Genomic DNA, 24301 nt, shown 5'->3' on the forward strand with positions numbered 1-24301 from the left:
AGTTTATTCAAAAATATACTTTTTATCTAAAAACCAAAAATGATTTAATTTAAATGTTTGATTTTTTAGCGCAATTAATTCTTTTGATCATTTTTTTGGTTGAAAAACTAATTCTGATGCAATTAATGCTGGAGTCATAAACAATTTATTTAAGTGATTAACACTGTATTTGCGATCACCACAAATCGGATGATTTATTTGACTTAAATGAACTCTAACTTGATGGTATCTTCCTGTATGAATAATGATTTTTAATAATGCTTGTTGTTTAAAGTTTTTAACTAAAAATACTGATGAATGAGCAAATTTACTATTAGTGAAATTTTGATTAACAACATAAGATTTTTTATTATTTACATTTTTAACTAAATAATTTTTAATTTCTTGTTGTGAATTACTAAATTGATTTCACACTAATGCGTGATATGTTTTAATGATTTCTTGTTTTTTAAAAAGTTGAATTAATTGTTGATAAGTTTGATAATTTTTTGCACCAATCAACAATCCAGTTGTATTTTGATCTAAACGATGAACAAATACTGGTTTAAATTGATCACTAATTAAATTGTAATGACAATGTTTTAATAAGCGATTATTCATATTATCATAATAATGATTAGTTGTTGCTTGAACTGGAACTTTAATTGGTTTATTAACAATAATAAGATTTTGATCTTCAAAAATAACATCTAATTGAGGTAAATTTTCTAATTGTTCAATGCTAAAATTACTACTTTGAGTTTCATTAATACTAGCTAAACCATAATAACTAATTAGATCATTAACTTTTAAATGATAATTAATTGTGGTTCTTTTATGATTAACTAAAATGTTTTTTTGTTGAATCATTTTATACAAAAAAACTTTAGTTCATTGTGGTTGTAATCGTTTCATTAATTTATCTAAACGATAATTAATAAAATCGGGTTTAACACGATATTCCATTCAAGTTAAATGCTTAGTTTTAATTTGCTTCATAATCATATTGTTCAAAATAATTTAATGGCAAACGTTGATATAAAATTGGTGTAATATTTTGGTCAATAACTAAATTTTTTCAATTATTTTGATTCAATAACCAATCAATTGTTAAATCTTTTTGATCGATTCCTAAAATTAATTTGGCTTTTTGACTACTATCTTTTAAAACAGGTTGATAAGCAAAAGTAGTAACTACTGCTAATTTATATAAAACAAATAATAAACTTTGTAATTTTTGATTTTCATTTTTTCTTACTAAATCTCATGGTTTTAATGTTTCAATTAGCTTATTACCATCAATAATTAACTTACTAATATTTTCAATAATAATTTTTAAATTATCATTTTCAACTAAATTAGTTAAATTTTTTAAAAAATCATCAATCATTTGATTCAATCAAGCAACTTCAGGTGAAAAAACAATTTGATCAAAATCTGGTACTTGATAATTATAATATTTTTTAAACATCCCAACAATTCGTGAAATTAAATTACCATACAAATTAACTAAATGAGTATTGTAATTACTAATCAAATCATGATAACTAAAATTATTATCTTCAGCTAAATTAAAAGATAATAAGTAATGTCTAATTCCATCATGAGAAAAATGATTAGCTAAAAAAATTGGATCAATTGTATTTTTTAATGATTTTGACATTTTTTTATGATTCATTAAAATTCAACCATGAGCAATTAATTTATTAAATAATCTTAAGTTTAAACATTTTAGAATAATTGGTCAATAAATTGCATGAAAACGTGAAATTTCTTTTGCTGTTACATGAATGATTTTAGTTGTTGGATCATTTCAATATTTTTGAAATAATTGATCATCATCACTTAAATATCCTAATGCACTAAGATAATTACATAAAGCATCAATTCAAACATAAATTACATGTTCAGGATCAGATAGCACACTAATCCCTCAATTTAGTTTAGTTCGTGAAACTGATAAATCTTCTAAATTATTATTAATAAAATTATTTAGTAATTCTTTTTTACGACTATTAGGAAATAAAAAATCAACTTGATGATAATAATCTTGTAATCAATGTTGAAATTGACTAATTTTTAAAAAATAAGATGGTTCATTTCGTTCAATTAATTGATGACCATGTTCACAAGTTAAAATATCATCATTTTTTAAAGCTTGACTTGGTGTATAATTTTCTTCACAAGAAATACAATATCAACCCTTTCAAGTATCTAAATAAATTAAATTTAAATTTTGTAATTTTTGAAAAATTTTTTGCACAATTTTTTGGTGTTTATGATCAGTTGTGCGAATAAACTGATCATAATTTAAATCCATTTGTTTTCATAATTTTTTAAAAACAGCAACATATTGATTAACATAAGTTAGTGGATCTAAATTAGCTTGTGCTGCTGCTTGAACAATTTTTTGACCATGTTCATCAGTTCCTGTTAGAAAATAAGCATCATAACCAATTAATGAATAATAGTCTTTTAATGCTGAAGCAAAATATGTTGAGTATAAATGACCAATATGAGGTTGATCTGATGGATAGTAAATTGGAGTGGTAATATAAACTTTTGGCATGATTTAAATTAAACTATTTTTTCCTTTTTCAAAATGAAATAAAATTAATTTTTGTTTTTTGATGATAATTTTCAGTAATTTCATGTTGAGTAATAAAATACTTATATTTTTTAGAATTTAATCCTTGTTCGACTTTTAAAGTGATATTTTCTTTTTGATAAATATGATTTAATTTTAATTCTGGAGTTTTAAAATATTGAATAAAAAAATCATGAGCCCGCATTTTATCATGAACAACAAAATTAATTTTATTAGCTAATTTTAATGATTTAATAATATTTACTGCTAAACATTTCTGATCAATCACCCAATCAATTTCATTAATTTGTAAAATATCTTGTGAATCATCATTTTCATCATGAATTTCACCAACTAATTCTTCTAAAATATCTTCAATCGTGATAACACCTAACATTTTTTTACTATTAGGTTTAGCAATTACTACAGCAATATGACTGTGTAATTTTTGCATTTGTCTTAATGCATCATCTAGTTTGGTATTAGCAACTAAAAATATTGTTTCACTAATCGCTTCACTAATTTTAATTTCATTAATGTTTTTAGTTGATCCATCTTCATTTACTAATAATTTTAATAATAATTTGTAATTCAGTGTCCCATAAACTTGATCATGTTTATCTAAAATAATAATTCTTGTATACTGATGATCATAATATATTTTCAGCAAATCAGTAATCGTATCATTTTTATAAGCAAAAATTGCATTATGGGTCATAAAATTGCTAACATTTTTTTCATCTAGTTCTAATGCTGATGAAACTAGTTCTGCTTCATGTTGATCAATCACTTTTTCTTCATAAGCAACATCAGTTAAATTATCAATCATTTCTCTTGATACTTGATCACTATTTTTATAATTACGAAAAATTAAACCAAAAAAATAGGTAATTGGAAAACAAACTAATCATAAAAAAAATGCCACATAACTAGTTTTAATTAAAAATTGAATGCTTTTGACTTTAACTAAATTTTTAGGACAAAAATCACCAAAAAAAACTAATAAAAAAGTTATTAGAATAATTGAAATAATTGATGATGTTGTTGCATTACCAATAATTTCATTTAAAAAATTATTACTAAAAGTCGCTGCAGCAATTGCTAAAACATTATTAATTAATAAGGTCATAGCACTAGTAATTGCATAATGAGCTAAAAACAAATTAACAATTTTAATTGACAATTTTAATTTTTGATTTTCATATTTTTTTAAAAATAAACGTCATTGGACACCATTAACTGCAGTACAAGAAGTTTCTAATGCTGAAACAAAACCTGATGCTACAATAAATAAAATAATGACAATAACATAAATAATAATTCTGATCGTATCAGACATAAATTCCTTTTAAGGTTTGAATTTAATAATAAATTTTTTTAAGAAATAATCCACTAGCTGGTAATTTGTAAATAGCACTACCTTTTTTAGGATTTGATAACTTATCAATCACAAATGATCAACTAATTTTATTAGTAGCATATTTTAGAGCAACACCTAATAGCATTCTTACCATATAACGCATAAAACCAGAACCATTAATTAAAATTTTAATTTGTTTTTTAGTTTCTTGTAATTTAATAAAATTAATTGTTCGAATGGTATTTTGTTTTTGATCAGTATTAGTAAAAGAATAAAAATCATGAGTTCCTAAAAACAAATTAAGACATTGTTTTAGTTTATCAATATCAATTACTTGATCACAATAATAACTAAGATGAACTTGAGTTAAATCAAATTTTTTTTGAATGATATAAAGATAAGTTTTTGATTTAACTGATAATTGAGCATGAAAATCATTTTTGACTTTACTAACAGCAATAATATAAATATCTTCACTTACATTTTTAATTAAATAATGATAAATTGTTGTTGCAGTAATGTGATGATAATTGATTACTCTAAATGAACAAACTTGATGTAAAGCATGCGCTTTAGCATCAGTTCGACCTGAAGCAATTAATTTAATTTTTGCTTGAAACAAATAAGATAATATTTTTTCAAGTTCAGCTTGAACTGTACGAAGTGGTGCAGGTTGAATTGCATAACCTGAAAATAGAACACCATGATAACTTAGATCAATTTTAAAAGTTTCTCATTGATCAACTGATTTTAGATTCATATAAAAAATCTTTTTTAATGTCCTAATACAATTAAATAATCACTAGATCCAAAAGAATCAAAAACAAATTTATGAACTGTTAGATAATATGAAATTGTGAAAAAAATGATAATAATTCCAAAAATAATTAATTCTTTAAAATCAACAACAAAAATTCGATAACGACTTCTTCGATATCTTGGATTATATGATCTTGCTGTCATTGCATTAGCTAAATCATCAGCTTTAATAAAAGCAATTGTGAATAGTGGGACTATTAGTGAAATTAATGATTGGATTTTTTCAATGAAATTACCATTTTTAAAATCAATCCCCCTACTTGCTTGAGCATTCATAATTCGAAATGATTCACTAATTAATGAAGGAATAAATCTTAAAGAAATAGAAATAATCATGGCAATTTCATTAACTGGTAAACGTAATAATTTTAATGGTCGTAATAAATTTTCAAATGCATAAGTTAGTTCAATGGTTGAAGTTGCTGAAGTTAGAATTGCTGAAGAAATGATGACGATAAATAATTTATTAGCAACATAAAAAGAAGATAATCAAGCATATTCAGTTAAACCATATGACTTAATAAAAAAACCAATTGATTCGTTTCTAGCAATATTATTAATTCTTAGTTCATCTAATGTAAATCCAGGAAAACGTTCTAATATTTTATTTTCAGTAATATAAGTTTTAATAATATTTTCAATTTGATTAGTATTGCCCTTAAAAATTAATGGAAAGTTTTGATCAAGATCACTAACAACAAATCCACCATAAATTTTCCCTGTTCAAACATGATTATTATCTAATTGAATTTGACTATTTACTGGCAAAATTCTTGCTAGTGCTAAATCAGTTTGATTAACAAATAAAGGGGTTTTTTGTGTAACCCAATTAATAAAAAAGATAATGCTAAACATGAAAATATAAACAAAAATTAACAGATAAAAATTTTTAAATGATAATTTTGCTAAAAAATAGGCAAAACCAATGGCAACCAATAAAAGAATTTGGATTAAAAAATCATTTCTTAAAAAAGTTAAAATCGCAATTAATAAGAAAAATATTACTTTAACTAAAGGGTTCAAACGATGAATCGGTGAATCTTTTTTAACATAGTTATTCATTAGTTAGTATGCCCTTTTTGTGTTAATGATTTGAGAAATAAACTTAGCTAATTGATTTACTGTTCTAGGCTCCATTTGTCATAATTGTTCAAACTTGCGATTTTTTTGAGTTAGTAAATTAATTGATTCAACAATTTTTGGTAAAACAATGTTTAATTTTTTTAAAAGTTTTAAATTTTGAAAAAATTCAAATGTTGGAGCATGATAAACAATTTCACTTTTATCTAAAAGAATAACATGATCAGCCATTTCTAAAACATGATTCATATTATGACTAATAACAATTAATGTTTTATTTTGTTTTTGTAAATTTAAAATCATTTCAATTGTCTTTTTTTCAGAATATGGATCAAGTCCAACTGTTGGTTCATCAAAAATAATAATTTCAGGATCAATTGACAAAATTCCAGCTAATGCTACTTTACGTTTTTGTCCTCCTGATAAATTAAAGGGATTGGAATTAAAAAATTCTTCTTTAATCCCCATATCTAATAAAGCAGTTACTGATCGTTCAATAATTTTATTTTTAGGTACACCTAAAATTTTAGGACCAAATGCTACATCTTTTAAAACAGTTTCTTTAAATAACTGATTTTCTGGATTTTGCATTGTACTACCAATTTTTAAACGAATTTTTTTATACTTACGAATTTTTTTTTGATAAAAAAGAATTTTATTATTATCACTTAAGAAAATATTGCCATAAGAACTTTTTAATAAACCATTAAAATGATTTACTAATGTTGTTTTTCCTGAACCAGAATTACCAATAATGCAATAAATTTTATTTTTTTTAAAAGTAAAATTAATGTCTTTTAAAACTTGATTTTTATAGTGTTGAAAATCAGTAAAAAAAGCATTTAAGTTTTGCACAACAATCGCATCATCTGGACCAATTTGAAAGTTTTTACTAAACTTAACTGCTTCATGATATTTCTGATGATAATTTTTAATGAAATAAATTAAATTATGGTATTTAAATTGAGTTCACAAATTTTTTAAACGAGATTCATTTAGTTCTTTAGGTGAAGCTTGAATCTTTTTAATTTGTTCTAATTTAATTTCAAAAAATCTTTTTGTTGGTGTCATTTAGTTATTAACCTAATTTTAATGATGCAATTAATTGTGATAAATCAGTAGTAAATTTAGTATTAATACCTTGTTTTTTTAATTCATGACTCAAATCAATTACAAAAGGTAATTCTAAATTTGTTTTTAATAAAAAATCTAAATCTTGAAATAAATCATTGGGATGACGACAATCTAATAAAATACCATTTTTAAGAATAATTGTCTGATCACAATTAATTACTTCTTCCATATCATGAGTAATTGAAATCACTGTTTTATGATAATTACGACTTAAATCAACCATTAATTGTTTCACTTCTTCTTTTGAAAAAGTATCAAGCATTGACGTTGCTTCATCAAAAATGACAATATCAGGATTGATTGCTAAAATTGAAGCAATCGCTACTTTTTGCTTTTGCCCTCCTGATAATTCATAAGCATTTTTACCCAACAAATCTTCAATTTTCATAAATTGGGTAATTAATTGAATAATTTTAGCAATAGTTTCACGAGGTACTTTACGATTTTCTAAACCAAAAGCAATATCATCTTCTGCACTTAAACCAATAAATTGATTATCAGGATTTTGAAAAATTAATCCCATATAATTTAAAATTTCTTTTAAAGTTGCTGCAGTAAGAATTTTCTCAGCAATTTCTACTGTCCCTGACCATGGTTTTAAAAGACCCATTAAAATTTTTGATAAAGTTGATTTTCCTGAACCATTATGACCAATTAGACAAACATATTTACCTTTTTCAATTGTAAAACTAATATCTTTAATAATTTGTTTATTTTGAACATAACCAAAATTAATTTGAGTTAATTTAACAGCATAATTATTATTAGTTGGTTTTTGCTTTAAAGTTAAGTTCATACCTATTTTAAGATCCAGAAGATAAATTGAAAAAAAAGAATAATAAATTCAGTTTTTCATTATACCATAAAATTAATCAATTTATTTTTATGGTATAATGAGACAATTTTTAATTCAATTAAGTTTCAAGGTATAAAAGATTTAGATCAATAATTTTTTTTAATTGCAAATAAATTGCTAAAAATGCTTCAAAATGAATCATCACTGTTAAATATTGTTGAGATTCATTTTGAGCAAACGATGTTCAATATCCAGAAATTAAATGTAATGGTTTTTTATTATATTGGTTTAGAAAAATAGTATAACTATTTTCTGGTTTTTTTTGTTTTGCTTCTAAAAATGTTTCTTGATCTCAAATTAATAAATCCTTCACAATTAAAATTTGTTGTTCACGATTTAAACTTTTTCAATTAATTTGATATTGTTGTTTTGTTAAACTATTTTTTGCAACAAATTTATAACGATTTAAATATTTATCATGAAAATCTAACCACCAATCTTCAATATGATCATTTTTAGCATTTCAAAATTGAATAAATGCACTTCATAAGTCATTAATAAAACCAAACAAATCATCAATCGGATACTTAATTTCACTACAATGAAATTTGAGAATGAAAGATTGATTGATAATTACATCTTCACTTAAATTAGCATTTTTATTAATTACATAATTGAAACTAAACAAACCATGATTAAATTTTTGATTTCATTGATTTCAAAATTGATTTAAGTAAATATCATGATTATCAATTAATTGCATTTGTTGCTGATTATATAAATTACTAAAATAAATTCGCTCTAAAATTTTTGTGTAATTATCACGAAAATTAATTTTAATTAATGGTTGACTAATTTTAATTAATGATTTTTTAATGACAAAAAAATTATTAAAAAACTGTTTTAGTTTTTGTTCAGATTTAATTAATTCGACTTTATTAACTAAATTTTTTTTTGATTGATATTTCATAAATATCATTTTTTATTTTTCTTTTCGCAAATAAGGAAAGAAAATAACGTTTTTAATCGTATTTTGACTAGTAAATAACATAACTAAACGATCAATGCCAATGCCTAATCCTCCTGTTGGCACTAAACCATATTCTAGTGCATCAATAAATTCATGATCAATTTCTGAAGCTTCGTCATTACCTAGTTTAGCTTCTTGAATTTGTTTTTCAAATCGTTCTAATTGATCAATTGGATCATTTAGTTCAGCAAAACCATTAGCAAATTCTTTACAACCAATAAATAATTCAAAACGTAAAGTTAATTCAGGATTTTTAGGATCAATTTTAGCTAATGGGGATACATCTTTGTGATAACCATAAACAAAAGTTGGTTGAATTAAACTACTTTCACATAATTCTTCGAATAATAATGTAAAAATATGACCAATTGTTTTTTGGTGTGGTTTAAGACTAATATGATATTTTTCAGCTAATTTTAATGCTTGATCTAAATTGATTTTATCTGCAAAAAAATCAACTCCTGTTGCTTGTTTTACAAGTTGATTCATACTAACTTTACTAAATGGTTGTGATAGATCAATTTGATAATTATTTCATTGAATTTGTTGGATGTTCATTTGTTGACTAACATAATTAAAAATTGCTTCACAACGTTGCATTGTCTGTTCCATACCTTCAAAAGCAGTATACATTTCTAAACTAGTAAATTCTGGATTATGAGTTGCATCAACACCTTCATTGCGAAAACAACGCCCAATTTCAAATACTTTATCAAAGCCTGATACAATTAATTTTTTTAGTGGTAATTCTAATGCAATTCGTAAATAAAAGTTTTGATCTAAAATATTATGTTTAGTAATAAATGGTCTAGCAGCAGCCCCACCATTACTTAAATTTAAAAAAGGTGTTTCTACTTCTAAATAATTTTGACTAATTAAATATTGGCGAATTAAATTAATAATTTGTGATCTTTTTTGAAATGTTACTAAAACTTGATCATTAACAATAGCATCTAAATAACGTTTGCGTAAGCGAATTTCTGAATCTTTTAAACCATGATATTTTTCAGGTAAAGGGTGAAGACATTTAGCAATAATTTGAAATTGATGAACATTTAAAGTTAAATGATTCATTTTAGTAAAAAACAAATTACCTATAACTCATAAGACATCACCAATATCAACAAAATTTTTGAAATTGCTAATTATTGTTGGATCAAGTTTTTTCTGATTAAAATAAATTTGTAATTGTTGATTATCACTTTTTAAAACTAAAAAAGTTTGGCGAATTGCCATCACTCTACCAGTAAGAGTTAATGGTTCAATTTGTTTTAATAAATCTAATTGATTTTGTTGATAATTATCATTAATTTGTTTAATGGTCGTATTAGTTGTAATTGATTCAATCATATAAGGATTTAAATTTTGATCAATTAAAGCTTTTAATTTAGTACGACGGATTAATTCTTGATCACTATAAACACGATTCATATTAAGTTTTATTTCTAATAATTTTAATTTCTTGTTTGTTATTTAATGATTGTTCTAAAGAAAGATCATCAGCATAATTAATTTCTGAATTATATGGCAAACCAAATCCTAAACGATAAATTTTTATTGTTGAATTAATGAGATGAATGCTTTTAGCTAATTCATGTGCAGTTAATTGACCATCAATTGTAGGATTAGTTGCAATAATAATTTCCACAGAATTTTCACTTGCAATTTTTTTAAGTCAAACAATTAATTTATCAATTTTTAAATGCGATTGGTTCTCTCTTTTTTTAATTGATAATTCTTGATCTAAAATGTAATAAAGACCATGATAAATTTTAGCATTTTCAATTTTAAAAGCTTCAAATAAAGAAGTGACAATACAAATTTGATATTGATTTCGTTTTGGATTAGAACAATATTGACATAAATTAGTTTGATCTATTTCCATTAAAAAATTACATTGAGTGCAAAAAGTTAATTTTTGTTTTAGTTGATAAATTTTTTTAACTAAATTATCAATTTCAGTATTATCTTTTTTGAGTAGATCAAAAGCAATTTTTTGAGCACTTTTATTGGTAATTGTAGAAATTGTTTTTAAAGCATCAATTAAGTCATCAATTATTTTATTAAACACGGTTAAAATAAATTTTGTTTTGGCATTAATTGTTGTTCTAATTCTTCTTTAGCAGCGATAATATTTTTAACAACTTGATTAATTGCATCAACAACTGTTTCTTCTAAAAATTCTTTATCTTCTAATAAACTAGAATTAATTTCTAATTTAACAATTTCTAATGATCCTTTAATTTCGATCTTAATATGATTAGTTCCAAAAGTTTGTTCAAAAGTTTGTGCTTCAAATTTTGTCATTTCATTTTCTAGTTTTTGTTGTGCTTTTTTAGCTTCATCCATCATTCGTTTTAGCATTCGTGGATCTTTCATAAAAATTCCTTAACTTTCATCTTTATTTTTTTTAATTATTGCTTCAATATGAGGTTTAATATGCAAATCTTTTAAAATTTTATCGTAAATTTTTTCACCATTTTTGCTCCTAAATTCAACTACTTCTAAAGGTTCTTGACTATTTTTCATTTTTGCTCAATTGGTAAATTGATCTTTATGAATACTAGTTCAATAAAAATTAGTTTGAAAATAATTATTTAATAAATTAATGTATTTATGATCTAATAATAATTCATTAAAGTAACGTGAAAAAGTTAAATTTTCAAAATTAAACATCGCAGTAGTTCTTGAAGCCAAAACTTTAGTTTTATTTTTAACTAAATGATCCAAAACTTCTTTTAATCACACATCATTTTCTTCATCAAGATTTAATGATCCTTCAATCTGCTCAATTTTTTCTTTTAATAATTCAGTTTTATTTTTATCTGCTTTTTTAAAAGTTCATAAAATTAAATTTTGATGACTATTAAATTTATTTTGATTTATTGCTTGATCAGATGCAACCATTGATTCAGGTTCAATTGCTAAATCTTTAATTAAAAGATCATTATTTGTATTTTTTAATTGATTAAAAATTTCTTTTTGATTAACAAACTTTGTTCTTGTTTTAAATAAATCAAAATTATGAACATATTGATTATTAAACGATTTTTCTTCTTTTAATTCTAATGATTGATTTTCTTCTTTGACTAAATCAACTAATAATGAACTTTGTTGTTGTTGCTTATTTTTTTGATTAACTTTTAGATGATCATAATCAATTTGTGAATTTTGTTTAATTGTTAATTTAGATGTTGAAAGAGATTCAGTAGGATTAGATTGATTGAAACTATTAAATAATTTCATTAAAGCGATTTTAATGAACAATAAATTGTTTTTGTCTTTTTTTAAATTAATTTCTGCTTGCTCTAAAATGTTAATTCAATTACTTAAAGGAATTTGCTGATAATTTAGTTTTTCTACTTCTGTCAAATTAAGATTAATTAAATATTTAACGTTTTTAGTTGATTGATAAACTCATAAATCAATTAATAAGGCATTAATTTCATTAATCAAATTATGTAATTGATAACCTTCATAATATAAGTTTTCAATTAATTGCAATGCTTTTTCAACATCAGCTGCAAATAAATATTCTAAAAGTTCTAATTTAATTGACTGATCAACTAAAAATAAAGCTTCTTGAACTTTTGATAAAGTAATTTTACGATTACTAAAAATAATAATTTGACTTAATAAACTTAAACAATCACGTAATGATCCATTAGCTAAAGTGGCAATTTTTTTTGCTGCAGTTAATTCAATTTCACATTTTTCTAAATGACATATTCTTTCTACTTCACTAACAAGTAATTTCTGTTCCATTAGAAAAAAATAATGTTTCATGCATCTTGATTGAATTGTTGGAATAATTTTATTAAATTCTGTAGTAGAAAATAAAAACAAAACATGTTTTGGGGGTTCTTCAACAATTTTTAATAATGCATTTCAAGCATTAGTAGTCAACATATGAGCTTCATCAATAATAAAAACTTTAATTTTTAAATCTGCTGGTAAATAATAAGCATTTTCTACTAATTGACGAATATGATCAACACCATTATTCGATGCACCATCTAATTCAATTAAATCAGGAGTTTGCAATAAATTGATTTTAGTACAATTAATACAATTATTGCAAATATCATCCTTAAATTCTAAACAATTAACTGCTTTAGCAAAAATCCGCGCACAAGAAGTTTTTCCAGTTCCTCTTGGGCCTGAAAAAATGTGAGCATGACTAATTTCTTTATTTTTAATCGAATTAATTAAAACTTGTTTAACAATTTTCTGCCCAACTAAATCATTAAAAGATATTGGTCGGTATTTGTTATATAAATTTGTATTAACATTAGATTTCATAAAAGATAAATTATTGGTTATTTTTTAAATATGGCGCTAAATATTGAGCAGTATATGATGAACTTTGAGCACGACAAATTTGTTCAGGAGTTCCAGTAATAATAATTTCACCACCAAAATCACCACCATCAGGACCTAAATCAATAATATGATCTGCCATTTTAATTAATTCTAAATTATGTTCAATCACAATTACTGTATCACCATGATCAACAATTCTATTTAAAATGCGAATTAAATAGCCAATATCATGAACATGTAATCCAGTTGTTGGTTCATCTAAAACATATAAAGCATTACCAAATGATTTTTTTTGTAAATGCTTTGCTAATTTAATTCTTTGTGCTTCACCACCTGATAAAAAATTAGCATTAGTACCTAATTTTAAATAACCAATTCCAACATCAACCATTAATTGTAATTTTTCACGAATGTTAGGAATATTTTCAAAAAAACTTAAAGCTTCAAGAATTGTCATATCTAAAACATCAAATATTGATTTACCACGATATTTAATATCAAGTGTTTCATCATTATATTTTTTTCCCTTACATTCATCACAAGTAATATAAACATCAGGTAAAAAATGCATTTCAATTTTAATCTCACCATCACCTTCACAACGTTCACATCGCCCACCTTTAACATTAAAAGAAAATCGTCCTTTTAAATAGTTACGCGCTTTAGATTCAGGTAATAGAGCATATAAATCGCGAATTTCATTAAAAACACCAACATAAGTTGCAGGATTACTTCTTGGTGTTCGACCAATTGGATCTTGAGAAATTTTAATAATTTTTTCAATGTTTTGATAACCACTAATACTTTTATAAGCCATAGGTGTATCAAATTGATTGAATAATTTTTGATTAATTGCTTTAATTAAAACTTCATTAATTAAAGTTGACTTGCCACTACCTGAAACACCAGTAACTACAATTAATTTACCTAATGGAAAATCAATGTTAATTGATTTTAAATTATTACCACAAGCACCGCGTAATTTAATTGTTTGTCCTGATCCAGAACGACGGAATTTTGGTACAGCAATTTCCATTTTTTTTGATAAATATTTACCAGTAATTGACTCAGAATTGTTCATTACTCCTTCAGGTTTATCTGCAGCAACAACTTTACCACCATAAGTTCCAGCACCTGGACCAATATCAATTAGATAATCAGATGCTAACATCGTTTCTTCATCATGTTCAACAACAATAATCGTATTTCCTAAATCGCGCATTTTTTTCAATGTTTTAATTAATCGATAATTATCACGTTGATGTAAACCAATTGATGGTTCATCTAAAACATATAAAACTCCAGTTAATGATGAGCCAAGTTGGGATGCTAAACGAATTCGTTGTAATTCTCCACCTGATAAAGAAGAAGCATTACGTGATAAGTTTAAATAACCTAATCCTACATCTAATAAGAAATTTAAACGATCAATAATTTCTTTTAAAACTAATTTGCCAACTAATTTTTGTTCATCACTTAACTTCAGATTTTTAAGAAAATTAATACAATTTTCAATATCTAAATTAATAACATCAATAATATTTTTCTGATCTAATAAAACACTTAATGCTTGAATTGATAATTTTTTACCTTGACATTTCTTACATCTTTGCTCTGACATATAACGAGTATAGTAGTCTCGAGATGATTCAGATTGTGTTTCTAGATGACGACGTTTAATTAATTCACCAATTCCTTCAATTCGTTCAAATGATTTATAAGTTTTATTGTTAGCTGAAATTAAATTAATACTAATTGGTTGATCACTACCATTTAAAATTCAATTAATGGCTTTTTGATCTAATTCATTAATTGGAGTGTATAAACTAATTTGATAAAACTTAAGAAGATGTTCAAATCTTTGTCAATCTAATGAACTTGTATTAACAGTATTTTTAAAATAATCAATCCCACCATCAATAATCGCTAAATCAGGTCGTAAAAAAATTTTTGCAGGATCAGGCTCATAAGTAAATCCTAATCCATTACATTCACTACAAGCTCCAATGGGATTATTAAAAGAAAATAATCGTGGTTCAAGTTCAGGAATTGAAAAACCACATTTTTTACATGAATGATTTTGAGAAAATGTTAAATATTGGATTTCATCAGTTTCAGGCAAAATTGCTTGAACATCAACTAAACCATTACTTTCTTTTGCTGCTAATTCTACAGCAGCATAAAGCCGTGAATTAGTTTCTTTATCATGACGTAAAATAATTCGATCAATAATAATATCAACGTTATGACGGTTATTTTTATTTAATTTAATTTCATCATCTAATGAAAGTACTAAACCATCAACCATAATCCGTAAATATCCTTGATGTTTTAGTTTTTCAATTTTATTTTTAAATGTTCCTTTCTCTTTTCTTGCTACTGGTGATAAAATTTGCAATTTGGTATTTTCTTCAAGTTCCATAATTTTTTCGCAAATTTTTCTAATTGTCATTGTTTCAATAACACCATGTTTATTAGGGCAAGTAGGAACACCAATTCTTGCAAACAATAATCTTAAATAATCATAAATTTCAATTACTGTTCCTACAGTTGATCTAGGATTATGACTAGTTGATTTTTGATCAATTGAAATAGCAGGTGATAAACCTTCAATTGAATCAACATCAGGTTTTTCAACATTACCTAAAAATTGTCTAGCATAAGATGATAAAGAATTTAAATAACGTCTTTGTCCTTCAGCATAAATCGTATCAAATGCTAAAGAAGACTTACCACTACCAGATAAACCTGTAACAACTACTAATTGGTTTTTAGGAATTGCTAAATCAAGATTTTTTAAATTATGTTCTCTTGCTCCTTTAATAATAATATGGCTTAAAGAAGTGATTGTTTTATTCAAATTAATTTACTCCTTTTCCTGAGCGATTTTACTTAAATATTTAGAAAGTGCCATAATTTTTTTGCGATTTTGTTTAACATACTCGCTTTTTTGTGGATTTTGATCATCAATCAAACTTTGAAACAAATTGATATACTTTGAAAATCCTTTTATGGCTTCAACCGTTTCAGAAAATGATTCGGCTTTATAAGTTAGATCTTCAACAATATAATCAATTTTTTTAATAACATTAGACATGCGACGCATTGTTGAAAAAATGATAATAATCGTAATAATCGATACCACGACTAAAATACCGATTAAAATTTGCAGTCACAGGGGCATAAAATTTCCGATCTGATTGCTTATTTTTTGAGTTAATATTACTTATTTTTTAAGTTAATAATAATTAAGATATTGATAAATTTTAAACAAAAAAGCTCATTTAATTAATTTTTAATCTTTTTAAAATCAGATTTTTATTATTTTAATTAATGAATTTTAATCAAAATAATTTTTTCAATTAATTTGTTTGCAATTATATTTGTTAAATCAAAATATAATTTATAATAACGTTGTATTTATTGGATTCAAACTTTAAATATTAATCACAACTTGAAAGAGAATTAATGATTATTCCTAAAAATATAATCTTAAAGCGTTTTTTTCAGTCCCTAGTTTTAGGTATTATTAGCCCAATTGTGTTAGCTGCTTGTGCAAATAGTCAAAGATATATAAATACTGATGTTGCTAATATTAAAACATATGCTGATTCACAAAATCAAATTTTTGAACAAGCTAAAAAAGATAAGAAAATTAAAAATAGCCCAATTACACTAATTACTGATAGTGGGATTGTTACTGATAATTCTTTTAATCAATCATTATGAGAAGCAATTAGTCGAGTTTCAGTTCAAGCAGGTATTAACAATAGTGGTTATCAAGAAACTACAAAATCTAATGATTTACCCCAACAATATAATTTAGCATTAAATGATAAAAAAATTTGGGTTTTAAGTGGTTTTGGACAACAAGAAAAATTCAAAGAATGACTTAAAGTTCCAGCAAATAAAAAAAGTTTTGTTGAGAAAAAAATTGTTGTTTTAGCAATCGATTGAGATTTTAAAGATAATAATACTGAATTCATGCCTCAAGGCCAAGGAATTAGTTTAAATTATAAAACTGAACAGTCTGCTTTTATTGTTGGATATGCAACAGCAGCATATTTAGCAGCAAAATATCATAATGAAGAAACAAAACGAGTTGTTTCTGGTTTTGGTGGTGGTAACTTCTATGGTGTAACTAGTTTCTTATCAGGATGATTAGCAGGGATTGGCTATTGAAACCACAATAATACTGATATTAACGATCCAGCTTTTACTAATGCTAAAAACAAAAAAGTTAAGTTTAATCAAGACACCATTATTTTAGATACTGGTTTTAGTGAAACTACTGCTGTAAAACAAAAAGTGACAGCTTTAGTTAAAGAAAAAACACCACAAGTTGTTTTACCTGTTGCAGGAACTTTAACTGGAACTACTTTAAATGCTATTAGAGATTCTCAAACTGTCATTGGTGTTGATAGTAATCAAGCTTTGGCTTTTCCTGCTTTTAAAAACAAATTTTTCACTTCAATTGAAAAACGAGTTGGTTTAACTGCATACAGAGTATTATCAGCATTATTGAGAGATGATTTAGATAGTGAATTTTTAAAACAAGATGCAAGTAATAAATTTGTTCTAACAGGGGCAACAAATGCTGCAAACCTTCATTTATTCAAAGGATTTAATGATCGATTTGTTGATTATTCTCCTTCACAATTAGCTAATGCAAATGATCGTACTTTAGCTGAAAAAGCTTTAGAATTAGGTAAAAAAGTTTTTGAAGAAAAAACTAAAAACAATTCTAGTTCAAATAGTACAACTAATATTGAACCTGCAGGAGTTATGATAAGTAAAGAACATCCTGCATTAAAAATTCCTGATATGAGCGATCCAAGTAAAAATCAAGAATATTTAGATAAATATATTAAAGAGTATATTAATAATACAACGACTACAAAATCTAATAAATAAGTTTTACTAATTTAAAAAATTTTTTACTAAATTAAATAAAAATAACACAAATTGTTAATTATTTTAGCAATCTGTGTTATTTTATTGTTAATAATATACAACAAAGTTAAAAATGGTTTAAAAAGTAAGTAATAACTAATTATTTAGTAACTTTATTAATTAAATTTATTACCATTTTTTAAAATTTAAATAAAAATGGTAATTTTTATCTTGAATTTTTAGTTTTTATTTAGTTAAAATTTTACATACGACTTTGATTTATTTGTATTAAATCAAGAATCAATATTAAATTTTTATTTATTTATTAACTATTTTATTAGGGAACAAATATTCGTGAATTCCAACCAGTATATCATTGTTAAAAAGCCAATTAATTTTGATTGTCCAATTGTGATTAACTCATTTGTTGATTTTGATGCCATTCTTAGTAAATGATCTAATAAACTTCAAAGTGATGATCTAATTTTTATTAGTAAAAAAACTTTATTTTTAAAAATTTTTGAAGAATTAGAAACTAAATCTTTTATTGATGCTACGATTGAATATATTAAAACTCGCTATATGGTTGCATTTAATAGTCCAAGAATTGATCATGACGAATTAAGTGTTGAAAAATGAAAAGAAAATATTATCATTCATGAATTTATGAAAGATTTTGATATTAAAATCAATGATCAAGTAATTCATTTTTTTGATATGATTATGCCTAACACTGAATCACTTGGATTACAATCATATTTAATTAGAAAAGAATTTCAAAATTTTTTGTTAAAAAAATTTAAACATGTTTTCAATTACACTTCTTTAATTAATTATTTAAATTATAAAAATGGTCGAATTTCATTAGATGTCAATCTAAAAGGCTTTAGATTTTGAAGTAAAATTGAATGATGATTAGAAAGTCATAATTTAAATTTTTTAGGTAAATCATTTACTAAAAACTTATTAGATCATTTGTGAAAAAATGTCAAAACTAAATATTTATCTAAAGAACGTTTAGTAGTTTTTGCTAAAGAATGATACCAAAATAGTTTTGATACTCTAAAATTGAAAAAAACTGATTTAACTAATATTAGTGAAACTACTTTTTGAGAAATTTTAGAAATGAAAATTTTACAAACATGTGATAATGAGTTTATTGATAATTATCAAACGCTTTTTCAAGAAATTTTAGAAAATGAAGTTGATGATCATAAACCTACTAAATTTTCTGATTTAATTTATGATGTTGCTAAACAACTAATTGATAATCATTTATTTTATCAAATAATTGAATCTGATCATTTTTTAGATCGATTATCAAGTCAAACCAAAACTATCAACAATCTTCATTAAGTAAAATTAATTAAACTAAAAAATTAGCTTTTTGTTTGATTTATTTAATTTAAATAATTTTTATAAATCTAAAAATTCAATAATTGCTTCTTTAGTTAAATTATCATTATTAATCAATTTTTCTAGTTTTTCTTGATCAAAAAAAGCTAGTGCAACTTTAGACATTAAATCCATTTGTTGGTTTGATTTTAAAGCTAAAGCAACAACAAACTTTACTTTTTGATTATCAATAATAATAGTATCTTTAAGTTCAATGAAAATTACACTATCTTGTTTAACATATTTCAAACCAGAAAATTGTGCATGAACTAAAAATAAATAATTACCTAAAGCCACTGAAGCTTCAGCATCACGAGCTTTAATTGATGCTAAATATTCTTTGCTAACACAATTAGATTGATAGAAAACATTAAAAACAAAATTAAATATTTGGTCTTTATTAACTAAATTTGCTTTTAAATAAATTTTATCTTTTGTTAGTAACATAATTTAATAATTTTTCTTTTAAAATTAATCAGTCATCAGATTGAAAATTAGTAATTTCTCTTAATTTTTGAAAATTTTTGTTTAGTAATCAATTATGTATTTCTTGTGCTTGAAGATCATCATGATTTTCACAAATTAAAATATTAAAATAAATTGTAATTAATTCAGTTTTATCTAACTGATATTTATTGAATAATTGATAAATTAAATAAAATCTTTCGTTTGCTGATAATTTTAAAATTGGATTACGAATCACTCTTTGATTATGATCAGGAATTTTATTTGTACCAAATCTTTTTAAATTATTTTCAACATAATTAATTAATGTTTTTTGATCAAAACAATCATATTCTTTACTAAGAATAAAAACTAGTTTTTGTGCAAATTTTTTAACAAACAAATTAATATCAGAATCATTAACAGATTGATAAATATATTGATAATGTTTGTTATAACCTAAAAAAGCAATAACAGCATGTAAGAAATTAACAAAAAATAATTTTCTTAAAATATATCCATCTAAATTATCAACATTATTAATTCCTGACAAATTTAAACCTTGATTTTTATCAGCAATAATTTCAAAATATTTTTCACAATAAACTGTTGTTGATAATTTTTGTTCAGTTGGTGATAAATTAATTACAATCCGATCAACACTAACATCAATAAAAGATAAGTTATCATTATTGATTTTTAAAATTTCTTGAAAATAACTTGAAATTTTAAAACCATTTTCAAAACAGATAATTTTAACTTTTTTCTTAAAATTAACTAATTGAAAAATTGGAACTAAACTTTTTAAATTATTAGAACCAATTGATGTTGAAATAAAATCAGCATTTTCTAATAATTGGATAACTTTTTCTTTTTCAGACAATAAAACAAAGTCAAAATTAGTTATTTTAACAATTTCATTAGTATCAAGATAATTAATTTGATATTGTTGATTTTGCAATAATTGTTCTTGTAATTTTTGTGAAACATCAATAAAAGTAGTATTAATGTTATTTAATTGGTATAAATAACCAATTAATCCTCTACCAATATTACCTGCTCCAAAGTGAACTGCTTTAAATTGATTCATTTTTAATTATTTTAATTATTTCTAAGTAAGCATTTTTATTAAGAAATTGATCAACAGTATAAACTTGAGCATCAGGAACTTTTGCTCTAACACGATCTGCTAAAGCAGTAATCGTAACAACAAATTTTTCATTAGTTAAATTAGCAATTGATTGATTAACAACATTAATTTTTTTAACTGCATTATCTTTTAATAATTTACGAAAAATTGTTGCACCCATCACTGATGAACCCATACCAGCATCACATGCAAAAGTAATTAAATTTAAATTAATTTTCTGAGTAGTACTTAATTTTTGCACTTTTGGTAATTCAACAACATTACTTAAATCAGATCGATGATTTTTATTTTTAATTTTTTTAATAATATCATTAAAAAATAAAATAAATCAACTTAATAAAGCAGAAGTAATTGCTGATAAAACAATCGCTAAAGTATATCCAATAACATCATTTGCTGTTTTATTAATTTGAATATAACCAGCAATAATTGATCCTGGAGAAACTGGAGCATTAGCACCAACATTAAAAATTTGTAAAACAGAATCACCAATAACACCACCACCAATAGCAGCTAAAATTAAAATTGGGCGCAATAACACAAAAGGGAAATAAACTTCATGAATCCCACCAAATAAATGAATTGGTACTGATGATAGTGCTTGTGAAGAAAGATTTTTATTCTTTTTACGCATTAAAATACTAAAAGCTAATAAAATTCCTAAACCTGGTCCAGGATTAGATTCTAATAAAAATAAAATACTTTTACCATTACTTGAAACTTCTGCTATTCCTAGTGGAGTGAAAACACCATGATTAATTGCATTATTTAAAAACAAAACTTTAGCGGGTTCAATGAAAATTGCTGCTAAAGGATACAATTTATACTGTTGCATTGCTTCAACAATTGTTTTTAGACCAACTTGAAGATAACCAATTCCATAAATTGATGTATAAAAAACTGGAAATAATAAACCAAATCCTAAAAATCCTAAATAGAAATTATTAACTAACATTTCAAATCCTGGTTTAATTTTATGGATTCAAAATTTTTCTGTATGTTTTAGAATTAAAGCAGATAAAGGACCAAAAATCATTGTTGCTAAAATCATTGGTGCAGCACCACTAGTAATACTAACAAACGTTGTACTTTGTCCTGCAGCAACTGCAGCAATACTAACTAGTGCAGCAATTGCACCCCCACGCATATCATAAATTTTTTTACCACCTAAAAAAGCAATAATAATAGGAATAACATAAGTAATTCCTATACCAACCATAGAAGCCAATAATTTATTAGGCGCTCAACCTTTATCAACAAAAAAAGATGTTAATAATCCTCACGCAATAAAAATCCCAATGATTGGTAAAATCATTGAAGAAAGCAAAGTTCCTAGTGATTGGATTTTTAATTTAATTTTTGATAAAGTTAATTTAAATCGTTGCGCCTTTATTTGTGTAGATGAAGACATATTTATTTTTAAATTAATTTTTAATTAAAATGATTTTGATATATAAGATAAAGAAGATAAAAATTAATTTTTAAAACTCGATTTTTAATATTTTTTTAAAATTAAAATTATCTAATAATCTTAAAATTTTTTTATGTTTAATCAATAAACATAATCAAAACCAACTAACATAATTAATTATAATTTAAAATTATGATAATATTTTTTTATTGGTCATTTTTGATCCAAACTCCTAATTAATCACAACTTTTTAATTGAATTATTAAATTTTAATAATTGATTAAAAGTTTTTATTTTTAATAACAAAAAATTTAATAGGCGATTATAAACAAAAATAATTGAATATGAATTTGATTTTTTAAATTTTGATATTTTGTTAACGTTTTGATAATTTGTCTTATTATTTTTATTAATATTTTTTTTAAAAGTATCACTCAAAAACAAAATTAATCAAGTTAATAATCCTGAAATAATTGCTGAAATAATAATTGCTAAAATAAGACCAATAATATTGTTTGTTGTTGTTTTATTAATTTCTTCATAAAGAATAAAAATTGATTTAAAAGAAATAAAATTTTTAATCCCAACATTTAAAAGTTCTAAAATAATATTACCAAAAATTCCACCAATAATAGCAGCAATAATTAAAAATGGTTTAAACAAAAGATAAATGGAGTAGATTTGTTCAATTCCAATCATAAAATACATTAATGTCAATACACCATTTAATTTTGCTGATTCTTTTTGATCGTTCAATTTTTTGTTTAATTTTTTGTTTTTCGTTTTATTTTTGTTTTTAGATGCATTTTTATATTTCAAATAGAACAAAATTGTTAAAGTAAGTAAGATGCCTAAACCTGGTCCAGGATTAGAATCTAATATGAATAAAATGCTTTGGTTAGAAGTTTTAACTTCTTCTGTTCCTAAAGGAATAAAAACATCATGACGAATGATATTAATTAAAAATAAAATTTTAGCTGTTTCAACAAAAATCGCAATTCATGAATAAAGTTTATTTTTGATCATTATTTCAACAATTGTTTTTAATCATATTTGAATATATCCAATAAAATAAATTGACATATAAAAAACTACAAAAGATAATATTGCAGCTAAAAAAATAAAATAAAAATTAATAATTATTTTCTTGGATGCAAATTTAATCATCAAAAATTTTTCAGTATATTTTAAAGTTAAAACAGATAAAGAACCAAAAATAATTGTCGCTAAAATCATTGGTGTTTTAACACCAGTGATAGCAATAAATATTGGATTTTGTCCTGCAACAATAGTAATAACGCTAATTAAAATAGTAAAAATAATACCACGTGTATCATATATTTTTTTACCAATAAAACAAGCAATAGAAATAGGTATTATATAGTTATTAAATATCTCAATAAATGTTTCCATTGAAATATTAATTAAATTTTCTATTTCAATAATGTTAAAAAAATATAAAACAAAAAATATTAAAATAGCAGTTGCAACTAATAAATACAATATTAAAGCAATAATGTACATTAATGTCTCAATATTATCGACAATTAATTTGAATCGATTTTTTAAAGATGAATATTTATTATTTTTTGAATTATTAGAAGACTTCATTTTTAAAAATTGTTAATTAATAATAAATTTTGATCAACACTAATCACTAACAATAATTACTTTAACATTTTTTATATTAATTAATAAAATAATGTTAATTTAATCTAATTTTTTATTTTCTAGATGAATTAGCATTAATTTTATCTAAATTAAATAAAGCTTAATTTAATAACAAAAAGTTTTTTAAATGAATCTTAATAATCAATAATCTGAATTTAAACTCTTAATTATTTTTAAAAGTGTACTTTTATCAACATTCAAATGAATCAACATGACTTAATTTTTATCT

At 23.6% G+C, this 24301-nt stretch carries 20 protein-coding genes; 2 read left to right on the plus strand and 18 right to left on the minus strand.

All coding sequences use genetic code 4. The features are described from left to right. Positions 1–3: 3 nt before the first annotated feature. The 14 genes from MCAV_RS02175 to MCAV_RS02240 all read right to left on the minus strand — a co-directional run bounded on the left by MCAV_RS02175 (position 4) and on the right by MCAV_RS02240 (position 16292). Complete coding sequence (locus MCAV_RS02175; RefSeq protein WP_391591494.1) at positions 4–978, minus strand: RluA family pseudouridine synthase; 975 nt, start codon at positions 976–978, stop codon at positions 4–6. Then, the gene (metG, locus tag MCAV_RS02180; protein ID WP_391591495.1) at positions 965–2548 is read right to left on the minus strand and encodes a methionine--tRNA ligase; all 1584 of its coding nucleotides are present in this window, start codon (positions 2546–2548) and stop codon (positions 965–967) included. The genes MCAV_RS02175 and metG overlap by 14 nt, the downstream gene beginning before the upstream one ends. Positions 2549–2561: 13 nt before the next feature. Next, a complete protein-coding gene (locus MCAV_RS02185; RefSeq protein ID WP_391591496.1) occupies positions 2562–3905 on the minus strand; it encodes a CNNM domain-containing protein in 1344 nt (447 codons plus the stop codon). Positions 3906–3927: 22 nt separating this feature from the next. Continuing rightward, a complete protein-coding gene (gene truA, locus MCAV_RS02190; RefSeq protein WP_391591497.1) occupies positions 3928–4686 on the minus strand; it encodes a tRNA pseudouridine(38-40) synthase TruA in 759 nt (252 codons plus the stop codon). A 14-nt stretch (positions 4687–4700) separates the two neighbouring features. Further along, the gene (locus MCAV_RS02195; protein WP_391591498.1) at positions 4701–5807 is read right to left on the minus strand and encodes an energy-coupling factor transporter transmembrane component T family protein; all 1107 of its coding nucleotides are present in this window, start codon (positions 5805–5807) and stop codon (positions 4701–4703) included. 3 nt (positions 5808–5810) lie between these two features. After that, complete coding sequence (locus tag MCAV_RS02200) at positions 5811–6896, minus strand: ATP-binding cassette domain-containing protein (protein WP_391591499.1); 1086 nt, start codon at positions 6894–6896, stop codon at positions 5811–5813. Between the two features lie 7 nt (positions 6897–6903). Beyond that, positions 6904–7755, minus strand: a complete 852-nt coding sequence (locus tag MCAV_RS02205) for an ATP-binding cassette domain-containing protein (RefSeq protein ID WP_391591500.1) — start codon at positions 7753–7755, stop codon at positions 6904–6906. A 118-nt stretch (positions 7756–7873) separates the two neighbouring features. Further along, entirely contained in the window at positions 7874–8725 is an 852-nt protein-coding gene (locus MCAV_RS02210) for a hypothetical protein (RefSeq protein ID WP_391591501.1), read from the minus strand. Positions 8726–8737: 12 nt separating this feature from the next. Beyond that, a complete protein-coding gene (gene lysS / locus MCAV_RS02215; RefSeq protein WP_391591502.1) occupies positions 8738–10216 on the minus strand; it encodes a lysine--tRNA ligase in 1479 nt (492 codons plus the stop codon). A gap of 1 nt (position 10217) precedes the next feature. After that, positions 10218–10856, minus strand: coding sequence for a toprim domain-containing protein (locus tag MCAV_RS02220; RefSeq protein ID WP_391591503.1), 639 nt, complete (start codon positions 10854–10856; stop codon positions 10218–10220). Between the two features lie 2 nt (positions 10857–10858). Next, positions 10859–11164 carry a YbaB/EbfC family nucleoid-associated protein gene (locus MCAV_RS02225; RefSeq protein ID WP_391591504.1) on the minus strand — a complete coding sequence of 102 codons (306 nt, stop codon included), beginning with the start codon at positions 11162–11164 and terminating at the stop codon, positions 10859–10861. A 9-nt stretch (positions 11165–11173) separates the two neighbouring features. Continuing rightward, positions 11174–13087, minus strand: a complete 1914-nt coding sequence (gene dnaX, locus MCAV_RS02230) for a DNA polymerase III subunit gamma/tau (protein ID WP_391591505.1) — start codon at positions 13085–13087, stop codon at positions 11174–11176. Positions 13088–13097: 10 nt separating this feature from the next. Next, the gene (gene uvrA / locus MCAV_RS02235; protein ID WP_391591506.1) at positions 13098–15968 is read right to left on the minus strand and encodes an excinuclease ABC subunit UvrA; all 2871 of its coding nucleotides are present in this window, start codon (positions 15966–15968) and stop codon (positions 13098–13100) included. A 6-nt stretch (positions 15969–15974) separates the two neighbouring features. Then, positions 15975–16292 (minus strand): hypothetical protein, encoded by a 318-nt coding sequence (locus MCAV_RS02240; protein WP_391591507.1) that lies wholly within the window; start codon positions 16290–16292, stop codon positions 15975–15977. A 284-nt stretch (positions 16293–16576) separates the two neighbouring features. On the opposite strand from MCAV_RS02240, the gene MCAV_RS02245 reads away from it, so the two are divergent. Together MCAV_RS02245 and MCAV_RS02250 are read left to right on the plus strand one after the other, a co-directional pair. Continuing rightward, entirely contained in the window at positions 16577–18022 is a 1446-nt protein-coding gene (locus tag MCAV_RS02245) for a BMP family ABC transporter substrate-binding protein (protein ID WP_391591508.1), read from the plus strand. Positions 18023–18355: 333 nt separating this feature from the next. Then, positions 18356–19357, plus strand: coding sequence for a hypothetical protein (locus tag MCAV_RS02250; protein ID WP_391591509.1), 1002 nt, complete (start codon positions 18356–18358; stop codon positions 19355–19357). 60 nt (positions 19358–19417) lie between these two features. Here MCAV_RS02250 and MCAV_RS02255 read toward each other — a convergent pair whose 3' ends face one another. The 4 genes from MCAV_RS02255 to MCAV_RS02270 form a co-directional block, all read right to left on the minus strand. After that, a complete protein-coding gene (locus MCAV_RS02255; RefSeq protein WP_391591510.1) occupies positions 19418–19843 on the minus strand; it encodes a PTS sugar transporter subunit IIA in 426 nt (141 codons plus the stop codon). Continuing rightward, a complete protein-coding gene (locus tag MCAV_RS02260; protein ID WP_391591511.1) occupies positions 19824–20930 on the minus strand; it encodes a mannitol-1-phosphate 5-dehydrogenase in 1107 nt (368 codons plus the stop codon). The genes MCAV_RS02255 and MCAV_RS02260 overlap by 20 nt, the downstream gene beginning before the upstream one ends. Continuing rightward, entirely contained in the window at positions 20917–22401 is a 1485-nt protein-coding gene (locus tag MCAV_RS02265; RefSeq protein WP_391591512.1) for a PTS transporter subunit EIIC, read from the minus strand. The genes MCAV_RS02260 and MCAV_RS02265 overlap by 14 nt, the downstream gene beginning before the upstream one ends. A gap of 177 nt (positions 22402–22578) precedes the next feature. Next, positions 22579–24012, minus strand: a complete 1434-nt coding sequence (locus MCAV_RS02270) for a hypothetical protein (protein ID WP_391591513.1) — start codon at positions 24010–24012, stop codon at positions 22579–22581. Positions 24013–24301: the final 289 nt, after the last annotated feature.

The organism is [Mycoplasma] cavipharyngis (assembly GCF_042984175.1).
Classification (GTDB): Bacteria; Bacillota_I; Bacilli_A; order Mycoplasmatales; family Mycoplasmoidaceae; genus Mycoplasma_N; species Mycoplasma_N cavipharyngis.